The 21,458-nt window shown below is 65.9% G+C and carries 23 protein-coding genes; 10 read left to right on the top strand and 13 right to left on the bottom strand.

Annotated features, from left to right (window positions below):
• Positions 1-144: 144 nt before the first annotated feature.
• Complete coding sequence (ribB, locus tag GTW51_RS14215) at positions 145-1,269, bottom strand: 3,4-dihydroxy-2-butanone-4-phosphate synthase (RefSeq protein ID WP_163044680.1); 1,125 nt, start codon at positions 1,267-1,269, stop codon at positions 145-147.
• A gap of 153 nt (positions 1,270-1,422) precedes the next feature.
• On the opposite strand from ribB, the gene fdhD reads away from it, so the two are divergent.
• On the top strand, positions 1,423-2,301 hold the full coding sequence (fdhD, locus tag GTW51_RS14210; protein ID WP_163044678.1) for a formate dehydrogenase accessory sulfurtransferase FdhD: 879 nt from the start codon (positions 1,423-1,425) through the stop codon (positions 2,299-2,301).
• Here the strand turns inward: fdhD and GTW51_RS14205 are convergent.
• From GTW51_RS14205 to GTW51_RS14180, 6 genes are all read right to left on the bottom strand, one after another.
• Positions 2,298-2,723 (bottom strand): hypothetical protein, encoded by a 426-nt coding sequence (locus GTW51_RS14205; protein ID WP_163044676.1) that lies wholly within the window; start codon positions 2,721-2,723, stop codon positions 2,298-2,300. The two genes, fdhD and GTW51_RS14205, sit on opposite strands and share 4 nt — an antisense overlap.
• 118 nt (positions 2,724-2,841) lie before the next feature.
• Positions 2,842-3,996 carry an osmoprotectant NAGGN system M42 family peptidase gene (locus tag GTW51_RS14200; protein ID WP_163044674.1) on the bottom strand — a complete coding sequence of 385 codons (1,155 nt, stop codon included), beginning with the start codon at positions 3,994-3,996 and terminating at the stop codon, positions 2,842-2,844.
• A complete protein-coding gene (gene ngg / locus GTW51_RS14195) occupies positions 3,996-5,798 on the bottom strand; it encodes an N-acetylglutaminylglutamine synthetase (protein ID WP_163044672.1) in 1,803 nt (600 codons plus the stop codon). The genes GTW51_RS14200 and ngg overlap by 1 nt, the downstream gene beginning before the upstream one ends.
• Before the next feature lie 6 nt (positions 5,799-5,804).
• Positions 5,805-7,580 carry an N-acetylglutaminylglutamine amidotransferase gene (locus GTW51_RS14190; RefSeq protein ID WP_163044671.1) on the bottom strand — a complete coding sequence of 592 codons (1,776 nt, stop codon included), beginning with the start codon at positions 7,578-7,580 and terminating at the stop codon, positions 5,805-5,807.
• Positions 7,581-7,713: 133 nt separating this feature from the next.
• The gene (locus GTW51_RS14185; RefSeq protein ID WP_163044669.1) at positions 7,714-8,760 is read right to left on the bottom strand and encodes an alcohol dehydrogenase catalytic domain-containing protein; all 1,047 of its coding nucleotides are present in this window, start codon (positions 8,758-8,760) and stop codon (positions 7,714-7,716) included.
• Between the two features lie 98 nt (positions 8,761-8,858).
• Positions 8,859-9,827 carry an NADPH:quinone oxidoreductase family protein gene (locus tag GTW51_RS14180; protein WP_163044667.1) on the bottom strand — a complete coding sequence of 323 codons (969 nt, stop codon included), beginning with the start codon at positions 9,825-9,827 and terminating at the stop codon, positions 8,859-8,861.
• Positions 9,828-9,889: 62 nt separating this feature from the next.
• On the opposite strand from GTW51_RS14180, the gene GTW51_RS14175 reads away from it, so the two are divergent.
• Complete coding sequence (locus tag GTW51_RS14175; RefSeq protein WP_163044665.1) at positions 9,890-10,147, top strand: DUF4258 domain-containing protein; 258 nt, start codon at positions 9,890-9,892, stop codon at positions 10,145-10,147.
• Positions 10,144-10,338: a DUF2283 domain-containing protein gene (locus tag GTW51_RS14170; protein ID WP_246233126.1), complete on the top strand. Its 195-nt coding sequence runs from the start codon at positions 10,144-10,146 to the stop codon at positions 10,336-10,338. Before GTW51_RS14175 ends, GTW51_RS14170 begins: the two co-directional genes overlap by 4 nt.
• Positions 10,339-10,350: 12 nt before the next feature.
• On the opposite strand, the gene GTW51_RS14165 is transcribed toward GTW51_RS14170, so the two are convergent.
• Positions 10,351-11,583 (bottom strand): acyl-CoA dehydrogenase family protein, encoded by a 1,233-nt coding sequence (locus tag GTW51_RS14165; RefSeq protein WP_163044663.1) that lies wholly within the window; start codon positions 11,581-11,583, stop codon positions 10,351-10,353.
• Positions 11,580-12,320, bottom strand: coding sequence for a TetR/AcrR family transcriptional regulator (locus tag GTW51_RS14160; protein ID WP_163044661.1), 741 nt, complete (start codon positions 12,318-12,320; stop codon positions 11,580-11,582). Before GTW51_RS14160 ends, GTW51_RS14165 begins: the two co-directional genes overlap by 4 nt.
• A gap of 135 nt (positions 12,321-12,455) precedes the next feature.
• Here GTW51_RS14160 and GTW51_RS14155 point away from each other — a divergent pair, with 135 nt between their 5' ends.
• The 6 genes from GTW51_RS14155 (at position 12,456) to GTW51_RS14130 (ending at position 16,778) form a co-directional block, all read left to right on the top strand.
• Positions 12,456-13,274, top strand: a complete 819-nt coding sequence (locus GTW51_RS14155) for an SDR family oxidoreductase (RefSeq protein WP_163044779.1) — start codon at positions 12,456-12,458, stop codon at positions 13,272-13,274.
• Positions 13,274-13,786, top strand: coding sequence for a MaoC family dehydratase (locus GTW51_RS14150; RefSeq protein WP_163044659.1), 513 nt, complete (start codon positions 13,274-13,276; stop codon positions 13,784-13,786). Before GTW51_RS14155 ends, GTW51_RS14150 begins: the two co-directional genes overlap by 1 nt.
• Positions 13,783-14,829 (top strand): phosphotransferase family protein, encoded by a 1,047-nt coding sequence (locus tag GTW51_RS14145; protein WP_163044657.1) that lies wholly within the window; start codon positions 13,783-13,785, stop codon positions 14,827-14,829. The genes GTW51_RS14150 and GTW51_RS14145 overlap by 4 nt, the downstream gene beginning before the upstream one ends.
• 75 nt (positions 14,830-14,904) lie before the next feature.
• Positions 14,905-15,462, top strand: a complete 558-nt coding sequence (locus tag GTW51_RS14140) for a thioredoxin family protein (protein ID WP_163044655.1) — start codon at positions 14,905-14,907, stop codon at positions 15,460-15,462.
• The gene (gene gph, locus GTW51_RS14135; RefSeq protein WP_163044653.1) at positions 15,459-16,139 is read left to right on the top strand and encodes a phosphoglycolate phosphatase; all 681 of its coding nucleotides are present in this window, start codon (positions 15,459-15,461) and stop codon (positions 16,137-16,139) included. Before GTW51_RS14140 ends, gph begins: the two co-directional genes overlap by 4 nt.
• 282 nt (positions 16,140-16,421) lie before the next feature.
• A complete protein-coding gene (locus tag GTW51_RS14130; RefSeq protein ID WP_163044651.1) occupies positions 16,422-16,778 on the top strand; it encodes a DUF2934 domain-containing protein in 357 nt (118 codons plus the stop codon).
• A 246-nt stretch (positions 16,779-17,024) separates the two neighbouring features.
• Here GTW51_RS14130 and GTW51_RS14125 read toward each other — a convergent pair whose 3' ends face one another.
• From GTW51_RS14125 to GTW51_RS14115, 3 genes are all read right to left on the bottom strand, one after another.
• Positions 17,025-17,759 (bottom strand): hypothetical protein, encoded by a 735-nt coding sequence (locus tag GTW51_RS14125; protein WP_163044649.1) that lies wholly within the window; start codon positions 17,757-17,759, stop codon positions 17,025-17,027.
• 396 nt (positions 17,760-18,155) lie between these two features.
• Complete coding sequence (locus GTW51_RS14120) at positions 18,156-18,530, bottom strand: hypothetical protein (protein ID WP_163044647.1); 375 nt, start codon at positions 18,528-18,530, stop codon at positions 18,156-18,158.
• Positions 18,527-19,342 (bottom strand): phage tail tip lysozyme, encoded by an 816-nt coding sequence (locus GTW51_RS14115; RefSeq protein WP_163044645.1) that lies wholly within the window; start codon positions 19,340-19,342, stop codon positions 18,527-18,529. Before GTW51_RS14115 ends, GTW51_RS14120 begins: the two co-directional genes overlap by 4 nt.
• Here GTW51_RS14115 and GTW51_RS14110 point away from each other — a divergent pair.
• The gene (locus tag GTW51_RS14110; protein WP_163044643.1) at positions 19,341-20,600 is read left to right on the top strand and encodes an EpsG family protein; all 1,260 of its coding nucleotides are present in this window, start codon (positions 19,341-19,343) and stop codon (positions 20,598-20,600) included. The two genes, GTW51_RS14115 and GTW51_RS14110, sit on opposite strands and share 2 nt — an antisense overlap.
• A gap of 311 nt (positions 20,601-20,911) precedes the next feature.
• Here GTW51_RS14110 and GTW51_RS14105 read toward each other — a convergent pair whose 3' ends face one another.
• A complete protein-coding gene (locus tag GTW51_RS14105) occupies positions 20,912-21,274 on the bottom strand; it encodes a hypothetical protein (RefSeq protein WP_163044641.1) in 363 nt (120 codons plus the stop codon).
• Between the last annotated feature and the right edge of the window lie 184 nt (positions 21,275-21,458).

Here is a 21,458-nt window from a genome sequence, read left to right as displayed (position 1 = left end):
GGCACCGAGGCTCGCAAATGTCACGGCCGATGGAAAGACAGGCTGATGGAATATCCTGCCTGGGAGTTGCCGCGCCGTTCGGTGGACAGCGCGGTACGCGTGGCCGGGCGAGGGCGGGAAGCCCGGCCGTCGGACCTTCTGCAGTCAGTCCTCGACGAGGATGGTGCCGGCGACCTCGATCCCGAAGCCGGTGAGGCCGACATAGGCGCGCTCGTGCGTCGCCAGTACGGAGATCGAGCGAATGTCGAGGTCCCGCAGGATCTGCGCGCCGATGCCGATCTCGCGCCAGCGCTGCTGCCGCTTGAGCGCGCTGCCGTGCATCTCGCCGTCGACGGGCTCGGGTGCCGCCAGCGGGCTGACCTGGTCGACATTCGGCTGGCGCAGCAGCATCAGGACGCCGTGGCCGTGGTTCTTGAGCTTCTCGACGGCGATCTCCACCCAGGTCCGCGTTCCGCTGGCGCGGCCGAAGAGATCGAGCACCGGCTGTTCGCGGTGGATGCGGGTCGGCACCTTCTCGCGGGCGCGCACGTCGCCGAAGACGGCGACGACATGCTGCATGTCGTCGAAGGGCGTTTCGTAGATGCGCAGCACGCCGTTGAGCCCGTCGATCGTCAGCGGCTCTTCCTTGACGCAGGTGACGAAGGATTCCCGCCGCACTCGATAGGAGATCAGATCCTCGATGGAAATGATCTTCAGCCCGTGCTCGCGGGCGAACGGGATGAGCTCCGGCAGCCGTTTCACCGTGCCGTCGTCATTGACGATTTCGGCGAGCACGCCGGCCGGTTCGAGTCCCGCCAGCTTGGCGAGGTCGGTGCCGGCCTCGGTATGGCCGGAACGGGTCAGCACGCCGCCGTCCCGCGCGATCAGCGGAAAGATATGGCCGGGCCGCAGGAAATCGTTGCCGGTGCAGTTGTCATTGGTCAGCGCTCGCGCGGTGTTGGCGCGCTCCTCGGCCGAGATGCCGGTGGTCATCCCTTCCCGATAGTCGACGGAGACGGTGAAGGCGGTGCGCATCGGATCGAGATTGTTGGCGACCATCGGCGGCAGGTTGAGCCGGTCGGCGCGGTCGGCGGTCATCGGCACGCAGATGATGCCGCTGGTGTGGCGGATCATGAACGCCATCTTCTCCGGCGTCGCCTTGGACGCCGCCATGATCAGGTCGCCCTCGTTCTCCCGATCGGTGTCGTCCACGACGACGACGAGCTCGCCATTGGCGATCGCTTCGATCGCATCCTCGATCCGGTCGAGCGGTGTATCCTGGTCCGTCATGCTTCCCGTCCATCTTCGCGGCGTCGCCGGTCAGCGCTATCTACGGGGCCTTGCCATCGACAGCAATGTCCGAGGGGCGAACGGCGCGTTCGCCCGTTCGGCTGACGCTTCGGACAGGTATGAGCGTGAGCCGACGCTTGCTAGAAAGAGTCGATGAGCAAGCAATCCGACGATCGCCCCGTTCCGACGGGCCCGGCCGAGATCCGCGTGACGCAGCCGGTCTCGCGCACCGTCGCGACGCTCGCCTTCAAGGGCGGGGTCTTCGCCGCCGCCACGCGCGACGTGCCGGAGGAGACCGCCGTCGCCATCTCGGTGGGCGGCTCGACCCACGCCGTGATGATGGCGACACCGTCGCACCTTCGGGAGCTGGCGATCGGCCTGGCGCTGAACGAGCGGATCGTGGAATCCGCCGCCGAGATCGAGCGGATCGAGATCGTCTCGAGCGACCTCGGCGTCGATTGCCGGATCTGGCTCTGCGAGGCCCGGGCGGCCGGCTACACCGTCCGCCGCCGCCAGATGACCGGCCCGGTCGGCTGCGGGCTTTGCGGGGTGGAATCGCTGGAGCTCGCGCAGCGCGCCCTGCCGCCGGTCGTCGCCGGGGGGCTGTCGCTGACGCCCGCCACCCTTGAAACTGCCGTCACCGCCATGGCGAAGGCGCAGGGGCTGAGCCGGCGAACCCGCGCCGTCCACGCGGCTGCCTTCCATGTGCCGGGGCAGGGGCTTGTGGTCGCGCGCGAGGATGTCGGCCGACACAACGCGCTGGACAAGGTCGCCGGCCACCTCGCCGAAGCGGGCATCGACCCGGCGACGGGCTTCCTCACCATTACCAGCCGGGTCTCGGTGGAATTGATCCAGAAGGCCGCGGTGATGGGCTGCGGGCTGATCGCCGCGGTTTCGGCCCCGACGGCGCTGGCGATCAGCGAGGCCGAGGCGGCGGGGATCACGCTGGTCGCGGTGGTGCGCAGGGCGGAGTTCGAGATCTTCAGCCATCCGGCGCGCATCACCGGTGCACCGGCTACGGGGGGCGCCTAAGCGTCGGGTAACGTGGACCTGGCTGATGCGGGCGCAACGTCGGCGGAATCGTGGCTGGCTGCCTCTTGCTCGTAAAGGCGGCGCCACTCGGCGGCCTCGGCGCTGGACTGCCGTGCCGTGGCGCGCGCATCGCGCAGCCGGAGCCGCAGCGTCATCGCCGTCAGCGAGACGACGAGGATCACGGCGAAGCAGCCTGCGGCAAACACCAGCCGCTTCAGCGGATCGGTGACGGGCTCGCTGCCGAACACCGCCGCGATCGCCAGGAATGTCGCGGCGACGAGGATCGTGAGGCTGCGCGAGAGGAGCAGCGACAACAGTACCAGCGTCAGTCCGATCGTGGCGACCACGGGATGGGCGAACGCAGCTACCTGCAACTCGCCCCACCAGGCCAGCGCCGTGGCCAGAATTGCATCCGATGGCATGACGGGCTCCCATGCGGCCCCGCCGCATCAGCGGCGTGGGCCCGGAGCAGGAGATTAGCGAGATGCATCGGGAGCGCCACTGGCGATGTCGCTCCGGCGAATGCCGGGCGACCGGATCTCACTCCGCCGGGTCAAGGTCCTCGGCCCGCGCCTGCGCTGCCTCGACCGCCGGCTGGCGGGTGAAGCCCTTGATCCCGGCATGGATGTTGCGGTCGCGCTCGATCTCGACGGGCGAGGTCGCATAGGCGGTGATCAGCTCGGCCAGCGAGCGCAGCGAATGGGTGTGGATGCGCTCGTAGCCGTGCGAAGCGTCGACGCCGAAGGTGATCAGCGCCGTGCGCACGTCGTGTCCGGCCTCGATGGCCGAAGCGGAATCGGAACGGTAGTAGCGGAAGATGTCCTTCTGGTAGCGGATGTCCTCGTCCTGGCAGAGCCGCACCAGCTTCTTGGTCAGATGGTAGTCGAACGGCCCGGACTGGTCGGCCATCGCGATGGTCACGCCGAATTCCGACGAGTTCTGACCGGGCGCGGACGTGCCGTTGTCGACGGCGATCATCGAGGCGACGTCCGGCGTCAGGATCGAGGCGGCGCCGACGCCGACCTCCTCGGCGATGGTGAACAGCCAGTGGATGTCGACGGGCGTCGCGGCAGCGGTCCGCTCCATCGATTCGATCGCGGCGAGCATCACGGCGACGCCCGCCTTGTTGTCGAGATGGCGCGAGACGATGAAGCCGTTGTCCATGAATTCCGGCTGCGGATCGATCGCCACCGTGTCGCCGACCTCGATACAGAGCCGGTCGAGCTCGGTGCGGTCGCGCGCCAGTGCGTCGACCCGAAGCTCGATATAGTCCCAGCCCACCGGCAGGCTGTCGATCTCGTCGTTATAGGTGTGGCCGGAAGCCTTCAGCGGCAGGATCGTGCCACGATAGGTCCCGGCTTCCGAAAACACGGTGACCCGCGCGCCCTCGGCGAAGCGGGCGGACCAGTTGCCGATCGGAACGAGCTCCAGCCGGCCGTTCTCCTTCAGCCGCTTCACCTGGGCGCCCAGCGTGTCGAGATGGCTGACGATGGCGCGTGCCGACGCGCGCCGCGAGCCCTGGCGCAGCGCCGAGATCGCACCGCGGCGGGTGAGCTCGACGGTCAGGCCGAGCCGCTCGAGCTCCTTGGCGACATGGCGGACGACCGTGTCGGTATAGCCCGTCGGGCTGGGTATGTTCAGGAGCGCCTTGAGCTGGTCCGTCAGATACTGGGCATCGATGGCGAGCCTTGGCACTACTCGTCCTTCCTCGGCTTCTGCCGTTGATTCCTGGCGGCGCGCACTGAAAACGGAATCGACAACGGAAACAAGAGGTCGATGAAGCGCTCTGCGGTCGGCTGCGGCTCGTGATTGGCGAGGCCCGGCCGTTCGTTGGCTTCGATGAAGACGTATTCCGGCCGATGCGGCGCCTTGACCATGAAGTCGATGCCGGTGACCGGGATCTCGATCGCCCGGGCCGCGGCCACCGCCGCCTCGACCAGCCGCGGATGCACGTCGCCGGTGACGTCGTGGATCGTCCCGCCCGTATGGAGATTGGCGGTCTTGCGCACGGTGAGCCGCTCGCCTTCCGGCGGGACGTCGTCGAGGCCGAACCCGGCGGACTTCACGCAGCGCTCGGTCTCGGCGTCCAGCGGCACCCGACTCTCGCCGCCCGTCGCCGCCGCGCGGCGGCGCGACAGGCGCTCGATCAGTTCGCGCACGCTGGTGTGGCCGTCGCCGGTCACCACCGGCGGCTGCCGCAGGGCTGCGGCGACGAGGCGATAGTCGATGACGATGAGGCGCAGGTCGCTGCCCTCGAAGCAGGCCTCGAGCAGCACACGGTCCGACTGCAGGCGGGCTGCCTCGATGGCGGCCTTGGCATCGGCAAGATTGTCGATGCCGACGGCGATGCCGCGACCTTGTTCGCCGCGCGCCGGCTTCACGACGATCTGCCCGTGCTTCTCGATGAACGCCTCGATCGCCGCCTCGTCGATATCGGCGTCGATCTGCTCGGGCACGGCGACCCCGGCCGCTTCCACGACACGCCGGGTGACCGCCTTGTCGTCGCAGATCGACATGGCGACGCCCGACGTGAGGTCGGTCAGGCTTTCGCGGCAATGGATCGACCGGCCGCCCTGGGTCAGGCGGAAGAAGCCGCCGGCCGCGTCCGTCACCTCGGCATGGATGCCGCGACGCCGCGCCTCGTCGACGATGATCCGAGCGTAGGGGTTCAGGCCATCGTAATCGGCGCCGGAGCCGGTGAAGAGCTTCTCGTTGATCTCGTTCTTCCGCTTCACCGCGAAATACGGGACGCGGTAGAAGCCGAGCTTCTCGTAGAGGGCGATGGCCATCTCGTTATCGTGCATGACCGAGAGATCCATGAACGCGCAGCTGCGCGCCTGGAAATGCTCGGCGAGCCGCCGCACCAGGCTTTCGCCGATGCCCGGATGCGTCGCCTGCGGATCGACGGCGAGGCACCAGAGCGACGAGCCGTTCTCCGGGTCCGAGAAGGCACGGCGGCTGTGGACGCCGGTGACCGTGCCGATGATCGCGCCGGTCGTCTCGTCCTCGGCGACGAAATAGGTCAGCGCCCGGTTGTCGCGGTTCGACCAGAAGAAGGCCGGGTGCACCTGCACCATGTGCCGGCTCTGGTAGATGCGGTTGACCTCCGTCGCGTCGAGTTCCGAGGACAGCCGGCGGATGAAATAGCCGCGCGGCCGCCGCGAGCCGGCGCGGTAGGTCGAAAGGTCCAGGCGGTAGGTGTGCGACGGGTCGAGGAACAACTCCTGCGGCGCATGGCTGAGCAGCACGTGCGGGTCGCGGACATAGAAGGCGATGTCGCGCCGGTCGTTGCCTTCCTCGCGCAGGCTGCTGACGAGTTCCTTCGGATCGTCGAAGGTCTGGGCGAACACCAGCCGCCCCCAGCCGCAGTCGAGATAGGCGTTCTCCTCCGGCCCACCGCCGTCAGCCCGCTGCTGGTTGATCGGCGCCTTCAGCGCCTGCGTCCGCATCCGCATCAGCCGGTGCTGCGAGGGGTTCTTCGGCCGGTTGTCCGCCATCGGAGACTACAGTCCCTGCTGCTGGAGCCACATCTCCAGCAGCGAGACCTGCCAGAGTTCGGAGCCGCGCAGCGGCGTGATGTGGTCGGAGGGTGCCGCGAACAGCGTGTCGAGATAATCCTGCCGGAACAGGCCGCGCGAGCGTGCGGCTTCCGAGCCGAGCGTATCGCGGACCATCTCGAGATACGGGCCGGAGATGTATTTCAGCTGCGGCACCGGGAAATAGCCCTTCTTGCGGTCGATGACCTCGTGCGGGACCACCAGCCGGGCGGCTTCCTTCAACACGCCCTTGCCGTCCTGCTTGAGCTTTTCCGACGCCGGCACGCGCGCCGCCAGCTCGACCAGCTCGTGGTCGAGGAAGGGCACGCGGGCCTCGAGGCCCCAGGCCATGGTCATGTTGTCTACCCGCTTCACCGGATCGTCGACCAGCATCACGTGCGCGTCGATCCGCAGCGCCTTGTCGACCGGGTTCTCGGCGCCGGGCTGGGCGAAATGGCGCGCGACGAAGTCGCGGCTGACGTCGCCCTCGGCATGCCATTCCGGGGAGATCTGCTGGCGCAGCGTCGCGTCGGAGCGGTCGAAGAACGCGCTCGAATAGGCCGCCAGCGGATCGTTCGAGCCCACCATCGGCGGGTACCAGTGATAGCCGCCGAACACCTCGTCGGCGCCCTGGCCGGACTGCACCACCTTGATGTGCTTGGAGACCTCGCGCGACAGCAGGTAGAAGCCGACATTGTCGTAGGAAACCATCGGCTCGGACATCGCCTGGATCGTACCGGGCAGGTGCTCCATCAGTTCCGAGCCGGGGATGAAGATGCGGTGGTGCTCGGTGCCGTAATGGCGCGCGATCAGGTCGGAGAACTCGAACTCGTTGCCGACCTCGCCATTGGCATCCTCGAAGCCGATCGAGAAGGTGTTGAGATTGGCCTGCCCGGCTTCCGCCAGCAGCCCGACGATCAGCGACGAATCCACCCCGCCCGACAAGAGCACCCCGACCGGCACGTCGGCGACCATGCGCCGGCCGACGGCGGTCTTCAGCGATTCCAGCACGAGGTCGCGCCAGTCGTTTGAGGAAAGCTTTTCGTCGCCCGGGCGGGAGCCGAAGACCGCCTCCCAGTAGACCTCGTCGGTGAAGCTGCCATCCGCCTCGATCATCCGCGTCGTCGCCGGCGGCAGCTTGCGCACGCCCTTGACGATGGTCAGCGGCGGGGGGACGACGGCGTGGAACGTCATGTAATGGTGCAGCGCCTCGCGGTCGATCGAGGTGTCGACGTCGCCGGTCCGCAGGATGGCCTGGAGCGACGAGCCGATGTAGAGGCGCTTGTCGTCCTGCGACAGATACAGCGGCTTGATACCGAAGCGGTCGCGCGCCAGCATCACACGGCCGCTGTCGCGCTCGTGGATCGCGAAGGCGAACATGCCGTGGAAGCGCTTGACGCAGTCCCGGCCCCAGGCGTGGTACGCCTTGAGGATGACCTCGGTATCGCCATGCGAGAAGAAGCGGTAGCCGAGGCCGGAGAGCTCCTGGCGCAGCTCCGGATAGTTGTAGATGCAGCCGTTGAAGGCGATGGTCAGCCCAAGGTCGGGATCGACCATCGGCTGCTCGGCCTTGTCGGTCAGGTCGATGATCTTCAGCCGGCGATGGCCGAGGCCCACCCGGCCGCGCACCACCTGGCCGGCCCCGTCCGGCCCGCGCCGCTCCAGGCAGGCGGCCATCTGCGAGATCCGTTCGGGCGACGCTGATTTTCCGTCGAACCGGACCTCACCGCAAATGCCGCACATGTCGTCTCCTGTCTGCTCGCTGCGCTCTATCCCCGGCCATATAGAAGCATGCTGCCTCATATGAACCGGGAAGCCGTCGTTTTTGCCGCGCTGCGGGAGAATGAGGTGTCGCAGCGCGCCGCTTGGGCGGCCGTCAGGGGCGCAGGAAAACCTTGCCGCGGTTCATCCCATCCAGCGCTGCGGCCAGACGATCCGGTGCCTCGGCCAGTGGAATCGTCTCGGCCACGTCGGTCTGCCAGGCGCCCGAAAGAAAGCGCTTCTGGACCTCGGTGAAGCCCTCGACCCGCTGCTCGGGCGTTGCCCGCGCCATCCATTCGGCCAGCCAGAAGCCTTCGATGACCTTCTTCATGAACACCATCTGGCCGAGCCCCGGCAGCTTCGGCGCCTCTGGCGAGAGCTTGCCGTAGATCACCCAGCGCGCGCCGGCCGGCATCGCGGTGAAGATGGTGGCCGCATCCTGGTCGGCGACGGCATCGAGCAGCACCCGCGGCTTCGTCTCCTTCATCGCCTGGACCAGCAGCTCGTCGAAATCCTCGCGAGCCGAATTCAGCACGGTGCCGGCGCCGAGGCCTTCGAGCATCGCGCGATGCTCCTCGCGCCGCACGACGGCGATCGCATGCATGTCGCGGTCACGCGCCAGCGACGCCATCAGCTTGCACAGCTGGCTGGCGCCGGCGGTCATGACGAAGGCGGACGATCCGTAGTCCCTGACGAGGTCGACCATCGCCCAGGCGGTCATCGGGTTGACGATCAGGGCCGCCGCGTCCTCGTCGCGCAGGCCCGGCGCCAGCGGCACCACGGCGGCCGCATCCGCCAGCGCGTACTCGGCCCAGACGCCCGTGCCGGTGCGCCCGGCAGCGACCGCGACGCGCTGGCCGATCAGCGTTCGCGAGGCCTCGTCCTCGCCCGCGGCGACGACCTCGCCCATCCCCTCGAAGCCGGCGGCGGCGCCCTGCCGGCGCGGCTGGCCATATTCGCCCTTGATGTAATGCAGGTCCGACGGATTGACGTTGGCGAGGCCGATCTTGATCAGGACCTGACGCGCGCCGGGCTTCGGCACCGAAATCTCCTCCAGCGAGACCCAGTCCTTCAGGTCGGTGATCGTCGGGCCGTCGGACGTGCCCGAATAGCCGTCATGTTTGAGGACGAGCGCGTGCATCGTGTCGGGCAGGGCGGCCATAGCATGTCTCCGGATAAAACGAGGTCTGTCCCGGAACGCGTCGGAGCGGCCGAGGTTCGAATGAGCCGCCAAATCGGCAGCCGGCCCCGCCCTATCGGCTACGGTACCAGGATCAGCTTGCCGGTCGTCTGGCGGGCGTGGATACGCCCGAGGATCTCCGCCGCATCGGCCAGCCGTCCGCGTTCGGTGATCACCGGCTGCAGCCGTTCCTCGGCGGTCCAGGCGATCAGCTCCGCCATGTTGGCGGCGGCCTGCTCCGGCTCCTTCTCGACGAAGGCGCCCCAGAACACGCCGACGGCGCTGAAGCCCTTGACCAGCGCAAGGTTCACCGGCAGCTGCGGGATCGTGCCGGAGGCAAAGCCCACCACCAGCAGGCGCCCATTCCACGCCATTGACCGCGCGACCGCGTCGAACGCGTCGCCGCCGACCGGGTCGAACGCCACGTCGATGCCCTTGCCGTCGGTCAGCCGCTTCAGGTCCTCGCGAAGGTCGTCGTAGCCGATGGCGACGTCGGCGCCTTCGCCGACTGCGAGCGACCGCTTGTCCTCCGAGGATGCGACGGCGATGACCCGGGCGCCCATCGCCTGGCCGATCTGCACCGCGGCAAGGCCGGTGGCGCCCGCCGCGCCCAGCACCAGCAGGGTCTCGTCCGGCTGCAGCGCTGCCCGCTGCTTCAGCGCGTGATAGGCGGTGCCATAGGCGCAGACGAGGGCGCAGGCGACACCGGCGTCGAAGTCCTCGGGCAGCTGGGTCGCCGCTGCTTCGGTGACCGCGACCTTCTCGGCATAGCCGCCGAACTGCAGCGATGCGACGACCCGGTCGCCCACCGCCAGCCGCATCACCTCGGCGCCGATCGCGATCACCCGTCCCGCGACCTCCATGCCGGGCACGAAGGGCAGCGCCGGCCGCGCCTGGTAAAGCCCCTGCACCAGCAGCCCGTCCGGATAGTTCACGCCGATCGCCTCGGCCTCGACGATCACCTCACCCGGCCCCGCGACAGGGTCCGGCATGTCGCGATAGGCGAGGGTCTCGATCGGCCCGTAGGCCTCGCAGACGATGGCTTTCATGATCCGGCTTTCGTTGTCGGTGTATCGTCGGCTGACGGAAAAAGGCGATCGGGGCCGATGCGATGGAAGAGAAGCGCTTGGCATACTCCGCTCATGCGAGCGATGCCATCGGCGAGCGCGAATTGGCCTTTACGTGGATCGTGCGCACGATCCACAAGCCTGAATGGATCCTGCCCGATCCGCGGCGTCCCGGCGTCGAGCGACGTTATCGAGCGATCCCCGAGCACGGCAATCGCATCCTTCGGGTGGTGGTGATGGAAAAATCCGACGAAATCCGCATAATCACCGCATTCTTCGATCGAAGGGCGCGCCGACCATGACCCTGACTGTTCGCTACGATCGCGAATCCGACGCGGCATACATCCGCTTTTCGCCCGAAGCCGTTCTCGAGAGCGAAGAAGTCTCCGACGGCATCGTCCTCGACTACGATGCGGACGGGCGCATCGTCGGGATGGAGGTGATGGAAGCCAGCCGCCATCTGTCGCCTTCCATGCTCGCCGAGGCCGCCTGACACGGGCTCCGCTCACACCTCCACATGCTTCGCCAGCTCCCACCGGGCCACCTGCCGGCGGTGCACCGCGTCCGGCCCGTCGACCAGCCGGAGCGTGCGCAGATGCGTCCAGAGGCGGGCGAGGGGCTGGTCCTGGCTGATGCCTTCGGCGCCGTGCATCTGGATCGCCTCGTCGGCGACCTTCAGCGCCATCCGCGGCGCCGCGACCTTGATCTGGCTGATCCACGGGGCGGCGGCGCGCCGGTCGCCCTGGTCCATCATCCACGCCGCCTTCAGGCAGAGCAGGCGCACCATCTCGATCTCCATCCGGCAATCGGCGATGATGTCGTGATTGGCCCCGAGATCGGCCAGTTGCCGGCCGAAGGCCTCGCGCCGCAGCGCCCGCTGGCACATCATCTCCAGCGCCACCTCCGCCTGGCCGATCGCCCGCATGCAATGGTGGATGCGGCCGGGGCCGAGCCGCCCCTGCGCGATCTCGAAGCCGCGGCCTTCGCCAAGGATCAGGTTCGCCTTCGGTACCCGCACGCCGGAAAAGCGGATATGCATGTGGCCGTGCGGCGCGTCGTCGTCGCCGAAGACGGTCATCGCCCGCAGCACCTCGACGCCCGGCGTGTCTGCCGGCACCAGGATCATCGAGTGGCGCTGGTGCTTCGGCGCTTCGTCGCCGGCGGTCCGGACCATGACGATGTAGATCGCGCAGCGCGGGTCGCCGGCGCCGGACGACCACCATTTCTCGCCATCGATGACATAGTCGTCGCCGTCGGCGACGCAGGCCATGGCGATGTTGCTGGCGTCGGACGAAGCGACGTCCGGCTCGGTCATCAGATAGGCCGAGCGGATCTCGCCCTCGAGCAGCCTCGGCAGCCAGGGCGCCTGCTGCTCCGGCGTGCAGTAGCGCTCGAACACCTCCATGTTGCCGGTATCGGGCGCCGAGCAGTTGAAGGTCTCGGCGCCCAGATGCGCCTTGCCCATCTCCTCGGCGAGATAGGCGTATTCGACCGTCGTCAGGCCGTAGCCGCGGGCCGAATCCGTCAGCCAGAAGTTCCACAGGCCCCGCGCCTTCGCCCGCGCCTTCAGCCCTTCGAGAATTGCCGTCTGCCGGGCGGTGTAGACCCATCGGCTTTCCTTCGGCACTTCGGCAAGGAATTCCTCGCTGGCCGGCGCGATCTCGTCGCGGACCATGTCCCGCACGGCGGCATGGAGTGGTTTCAGCCGGTCGGTCATGCCAAGCGCCATGATGGTCATGAGCCGAATTCCTCCTCGATGATGGCTTCGCTTGCCCCGGCGCCTCGCAAGGCGAATAGCGCCAGTTCGCGGACAAGGGCGCGGCGATCCGCTTCCGTCTCGTTCGGCTGTTCGCGATACCAGAAGACCGGCGCATTCAGCACCGCCAGGAACGCCTTGCCGGTGAGCGATGCATCCGCCCAGCCGGCCAGATCGCCCTCGGCGACGGCCTCGGCAAGAGTCCGGCGAAACAGCATTTCATAGCGGTCGCGCGCCGCGATTACCCCGGCCAGCCGCTCGCCGTCCTGGCCGGTTGCCGGGCCGCCCAGATGGCGGGCGACGGCCTGCAGGATCGCGTGCTGGAAATCGTTATGCTGCAGCATCGTCGTCAGATGCGCCTCGGCCATCGCCCGTAGCCGCGTCACCGCACGGTCGCGCGACGCGGCCGGCGCCGCCACCGCCGCGAAGTCGATCGCCATGCCCCGCTGGCACACATCGAGGAAAAGATCGTTCTTCGAGCGGTAGTAGTGATAGACGAGCCCCTTCGTCGCGCCGAGCCGGCGCGCCACGTCGTCGATCGACGCGGCGGCAAAGCCATGCTCGCGGAAGGCCGCTGCCGCCGCCGACAGGATCGCCGCCAGCGTCTCGTCTGCCTCGGCATGGGCCCGGGCGACGGTAAAGTCGCGTGTCGACCGGGACCGGCCGCCGGCTTTTGCGGTCGGGTTGCCTTCCCCGGAAGGGCGGTCGTCGGTCTCCATGGCGAAGTCTGGACATACCAACGGGTATGATGTCAACTGCCGATGAAGGGGGCGTGCTTTCCGGCTCTGGCAACGATCGCGCCAGGATGCGCTCGCCGGCTACCTGACGCCGCATGCAAGGGAGTGCCCATGGACATGCCGATCCTGCAACGCCTGTTCTCGCTGGAGGGCAAGACCGCGCTGGTCACCGGCGGGGCGACCGGCATCGGCCGGATGATCGCCACCGCTTTGGCCGGCGCCGGGGCGCGGGTGCTCATCGCCTCCCGCAAGGCCGAGGCCTGCGAGGCTGCCGCGGCCGCGATCAACGCCGAGGGCCATCCCGGCACGGTCGAGGGGTTTGCCGGCGACGTCTCGAGCGAGGCCGGGATCGCAACCCTCGCAGAAGCCGTCGAGGCGCGGACGGACCGGCTGGAGATCCTGTTCAACAATGCCGGTGTCTCCTGGGGCGCGCCACTCGAGACGTTTCCGCACGCCGCCTGGCAGAAGGTGATGGACGTCAACGTTGCCGGGCTGTTCACCGTGACGCAGCGCCTGCTGCCGCTGCTCGAGGCGTCGTCCACGCCGGACGACCCGGCCCGAATCGTCAATCTCGGCTCTGTGATGGGCTCGGCGCCGCTCGGCCAGAACGTCTATTCCTACGCCGCGTCCAAGGCCGCGGTGCATCATCTGACCCGCTGCCTCGCCAAGGAACTCGCCGGCCGCCACGTCACCGTCAACGCTTTTGCGCCGGGTCCCTTCCAGTCGAAGATGACGGCCTTCGCCACGGGTACGGACGAACAGGCGGCGGCGGTCGGGCGCGGCGTGCCGCTGGGGCGGATCGGCTCGCCCGACGACATTGCCGGTGCGGCGCTGTTCCTTTGCGGCCGCGGCGGGGCATATATCACCGGAGCGATCCTGCCGATCGACGGCGGCATCGCGGTGGAAACCGGACACGAACTCTTCGAGGAGGCCTGATGGCACTGGCATCCGTGGCGGAAACGGAGACGATGCTCCGCGCACGCCTGATTCCGATCGAGGCCTACCGGGCGCATCTCGATAAGGACGAATTCGTCTCAGACTGGCTCACTGTCGATCAGGAGATGATCGACCGTTTCGCCGCCGCGACCCACGACCACCAGTTCATCCATGTCGATCCGGTTCGCGCAAGGGAAGAAAGCCCCTATGGCGGCACGATCGCGCACGGATTCCTGACCCTGTCGCTGCTGTCGACGCTCGCCTACGATGCCTTGCCCGGCGTCATCGGGACGAAGATGGGCGTCAATTACGGCTTCGACAAAGTCCGCTTCCTCAATCCGGTCCGCGTCGGCACGCGGGTCCGCGGCCGCTTCAGGATGATCGGTCTCAACGAGCGGGCGGTGACGCTGCAGACCAGCTGGGATGCAGCGGTGGAGATCGAGGGTGGCGTCAAGCCGGCCCTTTCGGCGCAGTGGATCACCGTCGCCGTGCTCGAGCCGCCGGCGCAATGAGCCGCGAGTCCGCCGACCAGCCGATCGACGAACTGGCGCTCGGCCGCTATCTCGAGGCGCATGTCGACGGTTTCGAGGGCCTGGAACATCTGGTGCAATTCCAGGCCGGCCAGTCAAACCCCACCTACCGGATCGATGCGGCGAGCGGCATCTATGTGCTGCGGACCAAGCCGCCGGGACCGCTGCTGAAATCCGCCCATCAGGTCGACCGCGAGTTCCGCGTGATGCGGGCGCTCGCCGGCACCGCCGTGCCGGTGCCGCAGCCGCTGCATCTGGCGGACGAGCGGGCCTCGCCCTTCGGCCGGATGTTCTACGTCATGGAATATTGCGACGGCCGCATCTTCTGGGATCCGGCGTTGCCGGAGATCGACGATCCGACCGAGCGCGCGGCGATCTTCGATGCGATGAACGCCGCGCTGGCCGCCCTGCACGATCTCGATGTGGAAGCGCTGGGGCTCGAGGATTTCGGCCGGCCCGGCAACTATTTCGAGCGCCAGCTGACGCGCTGGTCCGAGCAGTACCGCCAGTCCAAGGTCGACCAGATCGACGACATGGAGACACTGGCGGCCTGGCTCGCCGATAACCTGCCGCCGGACGACGGCGCGGTGAGCCTCGTGCACGGCGACTATCGCCTCGACAACATCATGTTCGCCAAGGACCGGCCGGAGATCCTGGCGATCCTCGACTGGGAACTGTCGACGCTGGGTCACCCGCTCGCCGATCTCGCCTATCAGTGCATGCAGTGGCGCCTGCCCAATCTCGGCGCCTTCAAGGGCCTCGGCAATGTCGATCGCGCCGCCCAGGGCATCCCTTCGGAAGCCGACTATGTCCGGCGCTACTGCGATCGGCGCGCTCTCGACGCGATCGAGCACTGGCCATTCTACCTCGCCTTCTCGTTCTTCCGCCTCGCGGCCATCCTGCAGGGCGTCTACAAGCGCTCGCTCGACGGCAACGCTTCCAATCCGGAGAAGGCGGCGATCTTCGGTCGCAACGTGCCGGTGCTGGCCGGGCTGGCTGTCGAACTCATCCACGAAGACGCGTGAGCGGGGCGCCGGCTCGATTTTCGTGTTGGCCGCCCTTCATTGCCTCTGAGGCACCAAGCGAGAAAGGAAACGGCCATGGCGGCGCATCCTCCGATCTGCGATTTCGGCTGGCAGGCCGTGGATGCCGAACTTCCCGGCGTCGATGGGAAGACCCACCGGATCTTCGACCACAAGGGCCCGAACGGACTGCTGGTGGTCTTTATCTGCAATCACTGCCCCTATGTGAAGGCGGTGATCGACCGGCTGGTCCGTGATGCGGCGGAGCTGAAAGACCTCGGCATCGGTACCGTCGCGATCTCCTCCAACGACGCGACCGCCTACCCGCAGGATTCCTTCGACAACATGCGCGCCTTCGCCGACGCGCACGGCTTCGCCTTTCCCTATCTCTACGACGAGGACCAGAGCGTCGCGCGCGCCTATGGCGCCGTCTGCACGCCCGACTTCTTCGGCTTCAACGCCGATCTCGGCCTGCAATATCGCGGCCGCATCGATGCCTCGCGCAAGGAGGCGGCGCCGGATGGCACGGAACGCGATCTCTTCAACGCCATGCGCCAGATCGCCGAGACGGGCGAGGGACCGCGCGAGCAGGTTGCCTCGATCGGCTGCTCGATCAAGTGGAAGGACGCGGCATGAACTGGCCGAAGGCGGTTCTGTTCGATCTCGACGGCACGCTCATCGACTCGGCGCCTGACATCCACGCCGCGCTCAACGAGACACTCGCCAGCTACGGCGAGCCGCCCTTCACCCTCGCGGCTGTCACCGGCATGGTCGGGCGCGGCGTGCCGGTGCTGATCGAGCGCGCCTATGCGGCGCTGGGCAAGGACATCAATCCGGCCAGCCGCGACAAGGCGGTCGAGCGCTTCCTGGCGATCTACGAGCCGCGGGCGACGGAACTAACCACCCTGACGGCGGGCGCCAGCGAGGCGACGCGCATCCTGCGCGAGCGCGGCATTCGCCTCGGCGTCGTCACCAACAAGCCGGAAGTCGCGACGCGCGAGATCCTGGCGCATTTCGGCCTCGTCGACCTACTCGACATCATTGTCGGCGGCGATGCCGGGCCGGCCAAGAAGCCCGAGCCCGGCCTGCTTTTCCTTGCCTGCGAGCGCCTGGACCTGCCGGTGGACGACGTCGTCTTCGTCGGCGACAGCGAGAACGACGTGGATGCGGCCCGCGCGGCGGGCATGCGGGTGATCGCGGTACGGGGCGGCTATACCAGCCGGGCGCCGGAAACGCTCGGCGCGACGGCGCTGGTCGACCGGCTCGACGCGATCCCGGAACTTCTGGCCTCGCTCCGCAACGACGCCGGGTGACCGCCCGGCTCGCCCTCGAGAAGGGTGCGCCCCGATCGTCGAACCGATGGCTTTGCCTCATGGTTTTTGCATTGCACTCGGAACCGTTGTGGCAGAGGATAACGCGAAGTTGCGTTGTTGCTGGGACGCGATCATCGGATGCCGGCCGCCGTCGTTGATCCGGCGTCCGGAACGCCGGTTGCAGCAGTCAGTTGCCGGCTGCGTATTTCCTCATGATGCGTCCGTCTTGGAGTCGATAAGTCTGCCCTATCTTTGATGCAAAATCATACGGGAGGAGCGGCAATGCGCAGGAGCGACGAGGCGGAAATCATCCGCACGCTTGCCTACGAAATCTGGGAACGCGAAGGGCGCCCGACGGGTCGCGAACACGAGCATTGGGCCGACGCCAATCGCGCGTTCGCCCGGCTTTATCCAGCCGAGCCGGCAGCCGAAGGACAGAACGACCATCGCGCCAGCTGGGATCGGTCCGCCGCCGAACGCCAGGAAGCCGACGCCCTGCGCCGCGCCCTCTGGACGCCCGAACCATTCTCGCAGGAATTGTTCGGCACCGAAGGCCGCAAGGCCCCCCGCTGGCGTCGTGGCCGGGCAGCGCTGCCGGACGCAAATTCACAGACGTGGACGCCCGCGCCGCGGCTCTAGAATCCGGCCACGCGGCATGCGCGCGAACTCAGGCTTCGTCTTCGCGGTGAAGCTACCTGTACCGCTTGATCGGATGCGGGGATGGAGCCGGTTCTGACGGCTCCTGCCGCCTGTCCGCTCTGGGTTGAATGATGTTCGAGCTGTCCACAAATCCATCCGGCCGCAACCGGGGGTGCGATGCAGGCCTGCGGGCGGCAGAACGGAAGATCAGCGGGTCGGACGAGGCCCGGCGTTGCGTGTGGATGATCAGTCAGGGTGAACGTGTTCCGCTACGCCATACTCCCTGCACTGCTGCGTGAAGCGTTCGAGCCCGCGTTCGTAAAGTATTCGGTCGATCTCGGTCACGCTCTGCACGGCGGCGTAATCGTCGGCGGTGACGTCCAGTGCGGGCTGCCACTGCGGCGCGACGTTTTCTCGGATACTCGCGGTCGGTTCCGGCAACCCGATGACCCTGGCGAAAAGCGTGAGGCTCATATCGTGTTTTTCAGCGACGCCAACCGCAGCCAGGGCGTCCATCGATGTGAGAGCCGTTTCCAGCAAGGCTGCGGGACTGTCCAGCGCGTAAAGGCTGTTGGAGAAGGCAAACTGGACGGCAGCATGGGCAGTCGAGTCCTGCGCGACGAGTTGCCGGGAAAGCGCAAGGCTGGACAGAAACCGGGCCTGGGTGTTCTGGACGGATCGCGACAGGACCGGGTGCAGGCAGTACTCGGCCACCGTCCGGCCCTGAGCCAATTGGTGAAGCGGATGTATCTTCGCCCGCAGGACGTGCTTGATGAGGCTGATGGTCCGCGCCGTCGGATCGCGCAGGAGGCTGACGGTGGTCGGCCATGAGCGCAGCCAGACAGGCAGGAGCCCGCCGCAATGGCCATAGTAGACGCGCCATCGAGGGTCAGGTTCGGTCCGTACCAGATCATCCCAGAGTTTGTGGGGACACTGTTCTTCGCTGGGGAAGGAGTCCTGGAAAAATCGTGACGCGCTCATGCCACCCGACTTGGGGATGTGGAGAAAGTAAACCGTCCGGGGACATGTATTCATACCTATACCGCGATCCTGCATGAGCTTGGCGTCGAAAGAGTCAATGCGCTGCTCGGGTCTCTGCGCGAGCTTATCCCGGGTTCAGCGCTGGAGGCGAGCGCGAACATCGGTCGGGTTAGGTGCGTCCTCATATGTAGGGAAAGAAACCCTGCCGGACCACAGTGCCTGGCGAAAGGGCATCGAAGTTGACGCGGCTGATCTGTCGGAGAAATGGTGCCGCTTGCAGGACTCGAACCTGCGACCCCATCATTACGAATTATCCGAGAAACAGCCGAAATCAATGCCTTGGTTTCGCGGGGCGCGCCCGCGTCTCACGGCCGCAATGGATCGCTCGCAGATCCGTCAGTCTCGGCGCGTATCTACGTGCGGCCGCCGCTCGAGGACTCGGTCCATCCGCTGCCCGATCGCGTCGACAGATCCTCGCACGCCGGCAATGGCTTCCATGATGTGCTCTGTCGATTCCCGTAGGCCGACCTTGGTGACGTAGTGCTCAGCCACGTGGGTCTTATACTCGGCGAGCTGCGTCACTGACAGGTTGGCGATCGTGTGAGCACCGTCTGCGCGAAGCGTTGCATCCCGCTCGGCCGCCTCGGCGGCGCGGAGCGCGTCTGCCTTGGCCGCATCGATCTTGCCTTCCACGCGCCACCAGAACGCCGCCAGCGAGCCGACCAGAGCCAGGATGAAGAAAACGTTCGACTGCAAGTCAGCATAGTTCACGACGTGGGCCCGGCAAATCGCTTGTCGCAGGCCCAATAGGACGCGATAAAATTTGTAATCTGCGTCGGCAGGTTGGTGGCAACCAGGGCGAGAGCCACCAGAGCCTCCGGCGATTCCCACGCGTCCGGCAACCAACCGGCCGACGCGGCCAGGAACAGGATCGCGCCGGTCACCGTCGTGGTCGCCATGCCGGCGATCGCGCCCTGGACGGGCTTGTTCATCTGCTCGATCGGCGTCAGGCCATCAGTGGTCACGATCTCATTCCCCGTTGGTGGCAGGATCTCCGGCTCGAGCACCGTGCCGGCCTCCGGCAGCGTCGCCGGAGCCGGCAGATGCGGCGCCTGGCGCTGTTCGGCCGTCGACGCGTTCCATGCCTCGCGGGCGATGCGGGCCCAATGCTTGCGCGACGGATAGTGCTTTGCGCCGGCGCGCTCGAAGGCCAGCTCGAACGCCTCGACCTTGCGATCGAGGCCGTCGGCCGCGACCAGCTTGGCGATCGCCTTCCTCTCGGGGCCTTTTAGCTCGAGGAAGAGATAGGCGTAGTTCGCGCGGTCGCTGGCGGGGTCGAGCCGGTTGCGTGCACAATAGGCTTCGTAGGCGCGCCGGCGCGGGCCAGTCCATTGCGGCCAGCCGTAACCGCCGCGCGAGCCCGCGGCGGTCGGGGAGATCTCCTGTAGCTTGGTAAGGCCGCCGCTTTCATGGCCGAGATTGCCGAGGATCGCCGCGGCATCATCGACGCCGATTGGGAAATCCTGCATCAGCGTCGCCATGATCCATGGCGCCTTTGAGCGGAAGATCTGCTCGGAGGTCATGCTGCGGCTCCTCGTCTGCCAGTGGTGGCGATTGTGGCAGTGTAGCCGCAGTCGATCGGCCTCAAGTGCAGCGCGCGGTTTGCGCCAGCTTTACCGTATCGGGCGCTGTGGTAAGGGATGGGCTACTCGCGGAGCAAAAACTTCCGCAGAGGTTGAAGGCCGTGTCTGCTTCGCTAAGACGGCGGCGAAAACCGTAGCGAGCAAAATGGTACCGTACTGGATTCTCTTCGCCTGGCCCGCACTGGCTGCAATTGTCCAAAGTCGCCCGAATTTTGCGCGGGTGCCGCGCCTAACGGCAGCCGCTGCGGTCGGCGCTCTAGCTTTAGCTATATTTATCGGGCTACGACATAATGTCGGAGCAGACTGGAACCGCTATCTTTACCACTATTCGGTAGCTGGATACACAGACCTCGGTGACCTTCTTACAGGTCGCGACCCAGGATATGCTTTTCTAAATTGGATCTCCAATCAACTAGGATGGGGTATCCATGGGGTAAATCTTATCTGCGGTATTATTTTCGCGGCCGGACTTGTAGCCTTTTGTAGAGCCCAGCCTTTTCCCTGGCTCGCTATGGTTATAGCGGTGCCCTACTTGGTCGTCGTGGTGGCGATGGGATACTCCCGACAGGGAATTGCTCTTGGGTTGGTCATGTTTGCGCTGACCTATGTGCCGGAAGGGCGAGGTGTACGGGCCATAATACTTATAGTGGCCGCTGCTCTCTTCCATAGATCCGCTGCGATAGTACTGCCTTTTATTATTCTAGCTACATTGCGTGGACGGGCAGGGATCGTTATAGCTTTGGGGGGGCTGTTTGCGTTATTATTCTTTTCGTCTGAGGACGAAATTGATCGCATTCAATCATTGTATCTGGACCGTGGTCTTGAATCGGACGGAGCACTGATACGAGTCATCATGAATGTGATCCCCGCGTCTTTATTTCTTATACTCCAGAGGCGATTACCCTTCCGCCCGCGCGAACTGAAACTCTGGTGGTGGATTTCGATTGGCTCCTTCGCGACGCTGATCGCATGGTGGGCCCTTCCGTCCTCGACCCTTGTTGACCGCATCGCACTCTACATGCTCCCCATCCAGATAGCTGTATTGTCCCGAATGCCGCTTCTCGTTAAACAGCACACGTTGGGCGTTGTCGCGATTGTGCTTTATTCGATGGCAATATTGTTCGTCTGGCTCAACTTCTCTGCGTATGCGGAGTACTGGGTCCCGTACACGTTTTACCCACTAGTCGAACAGGTTTGATCGCGCCTTTAGGCAATTGTCTGCTCGATCAAAGACGCAGAACGGAAATTGGTGACACTCGGTATGCGGTGGCTCGACATCAAAGAACCTATCGTTCAGGCGGCCGGCTTCTCCCGAGAAGCCGTCCATATCCACGTCGGAATGGTGATATTTTTGGTTGCCTTAACCGTCTTCGGGAAGTTGAGGCACCGATGGCTCTTGGCTTGGCTCGTACTAGTGGTTTTCGCCTTGGGAAATGAAGCGCTCGATGCTGTTGACTGGATAAGATGGACGGGTGCGGTCAATCTCGGAAAGAGCCTGACTGACGTAGCTCATACAATTTTCTGGCCGTCCGTGATTGCCGCTGCAGCGTCCCCTGTCCGAAGGTATTGATTTCTCTTTCCGTATTTGGATGCAGCAATAATACCAACCTGCGTGTTTAGTATGGTCGGCAAGCCCGTGATTCCAGAAACCCTCTCAATGTGGAAGTGCCTTTCCATCATTGATACGAGGCGGCGATAGTCAAAGCCCTTATGATTATCCTGCTCAACCTTGTGGCTCATGCCGACGCTTTGATAAATGTAATCACTCAACGAATACGCGTGACCCTTCCCCTGTGTCACGCGCTTGTATATGTACTTCGAGGCGAAGACCGGTCCGATCTCGACAGGAACTGTTACGAGAATCTGTTTCACTGCATGAGCCATCGCTTCAATGTAGGCTTCGAGCAGTTCTGGTCTCGGGATGTGCTCTAGCCCGCATTATGCGTCATGGCTGGCGGGCCTAGCCCAAGCCTCTGATCCGGCGTAGTTTTTGGGTGCTGACGCCAAAAACTCCAGATCGGAGGGACCATGCCCGCCAAGGACGAGACTACGCCGC

The organism is Aurantimonas aggregata (assembly GCF_010500835.1).
Taxonomy (GTDB): Bacteria; Pseudomonadota; Alphaproteobacteria; order Rhizobiales; family Rhizobiaceae; genus Aurantimonas; species Aurantimonas aggregata.
This window is presented reverse-complemented; position numbering and strand designations above follow the sequence as displayed.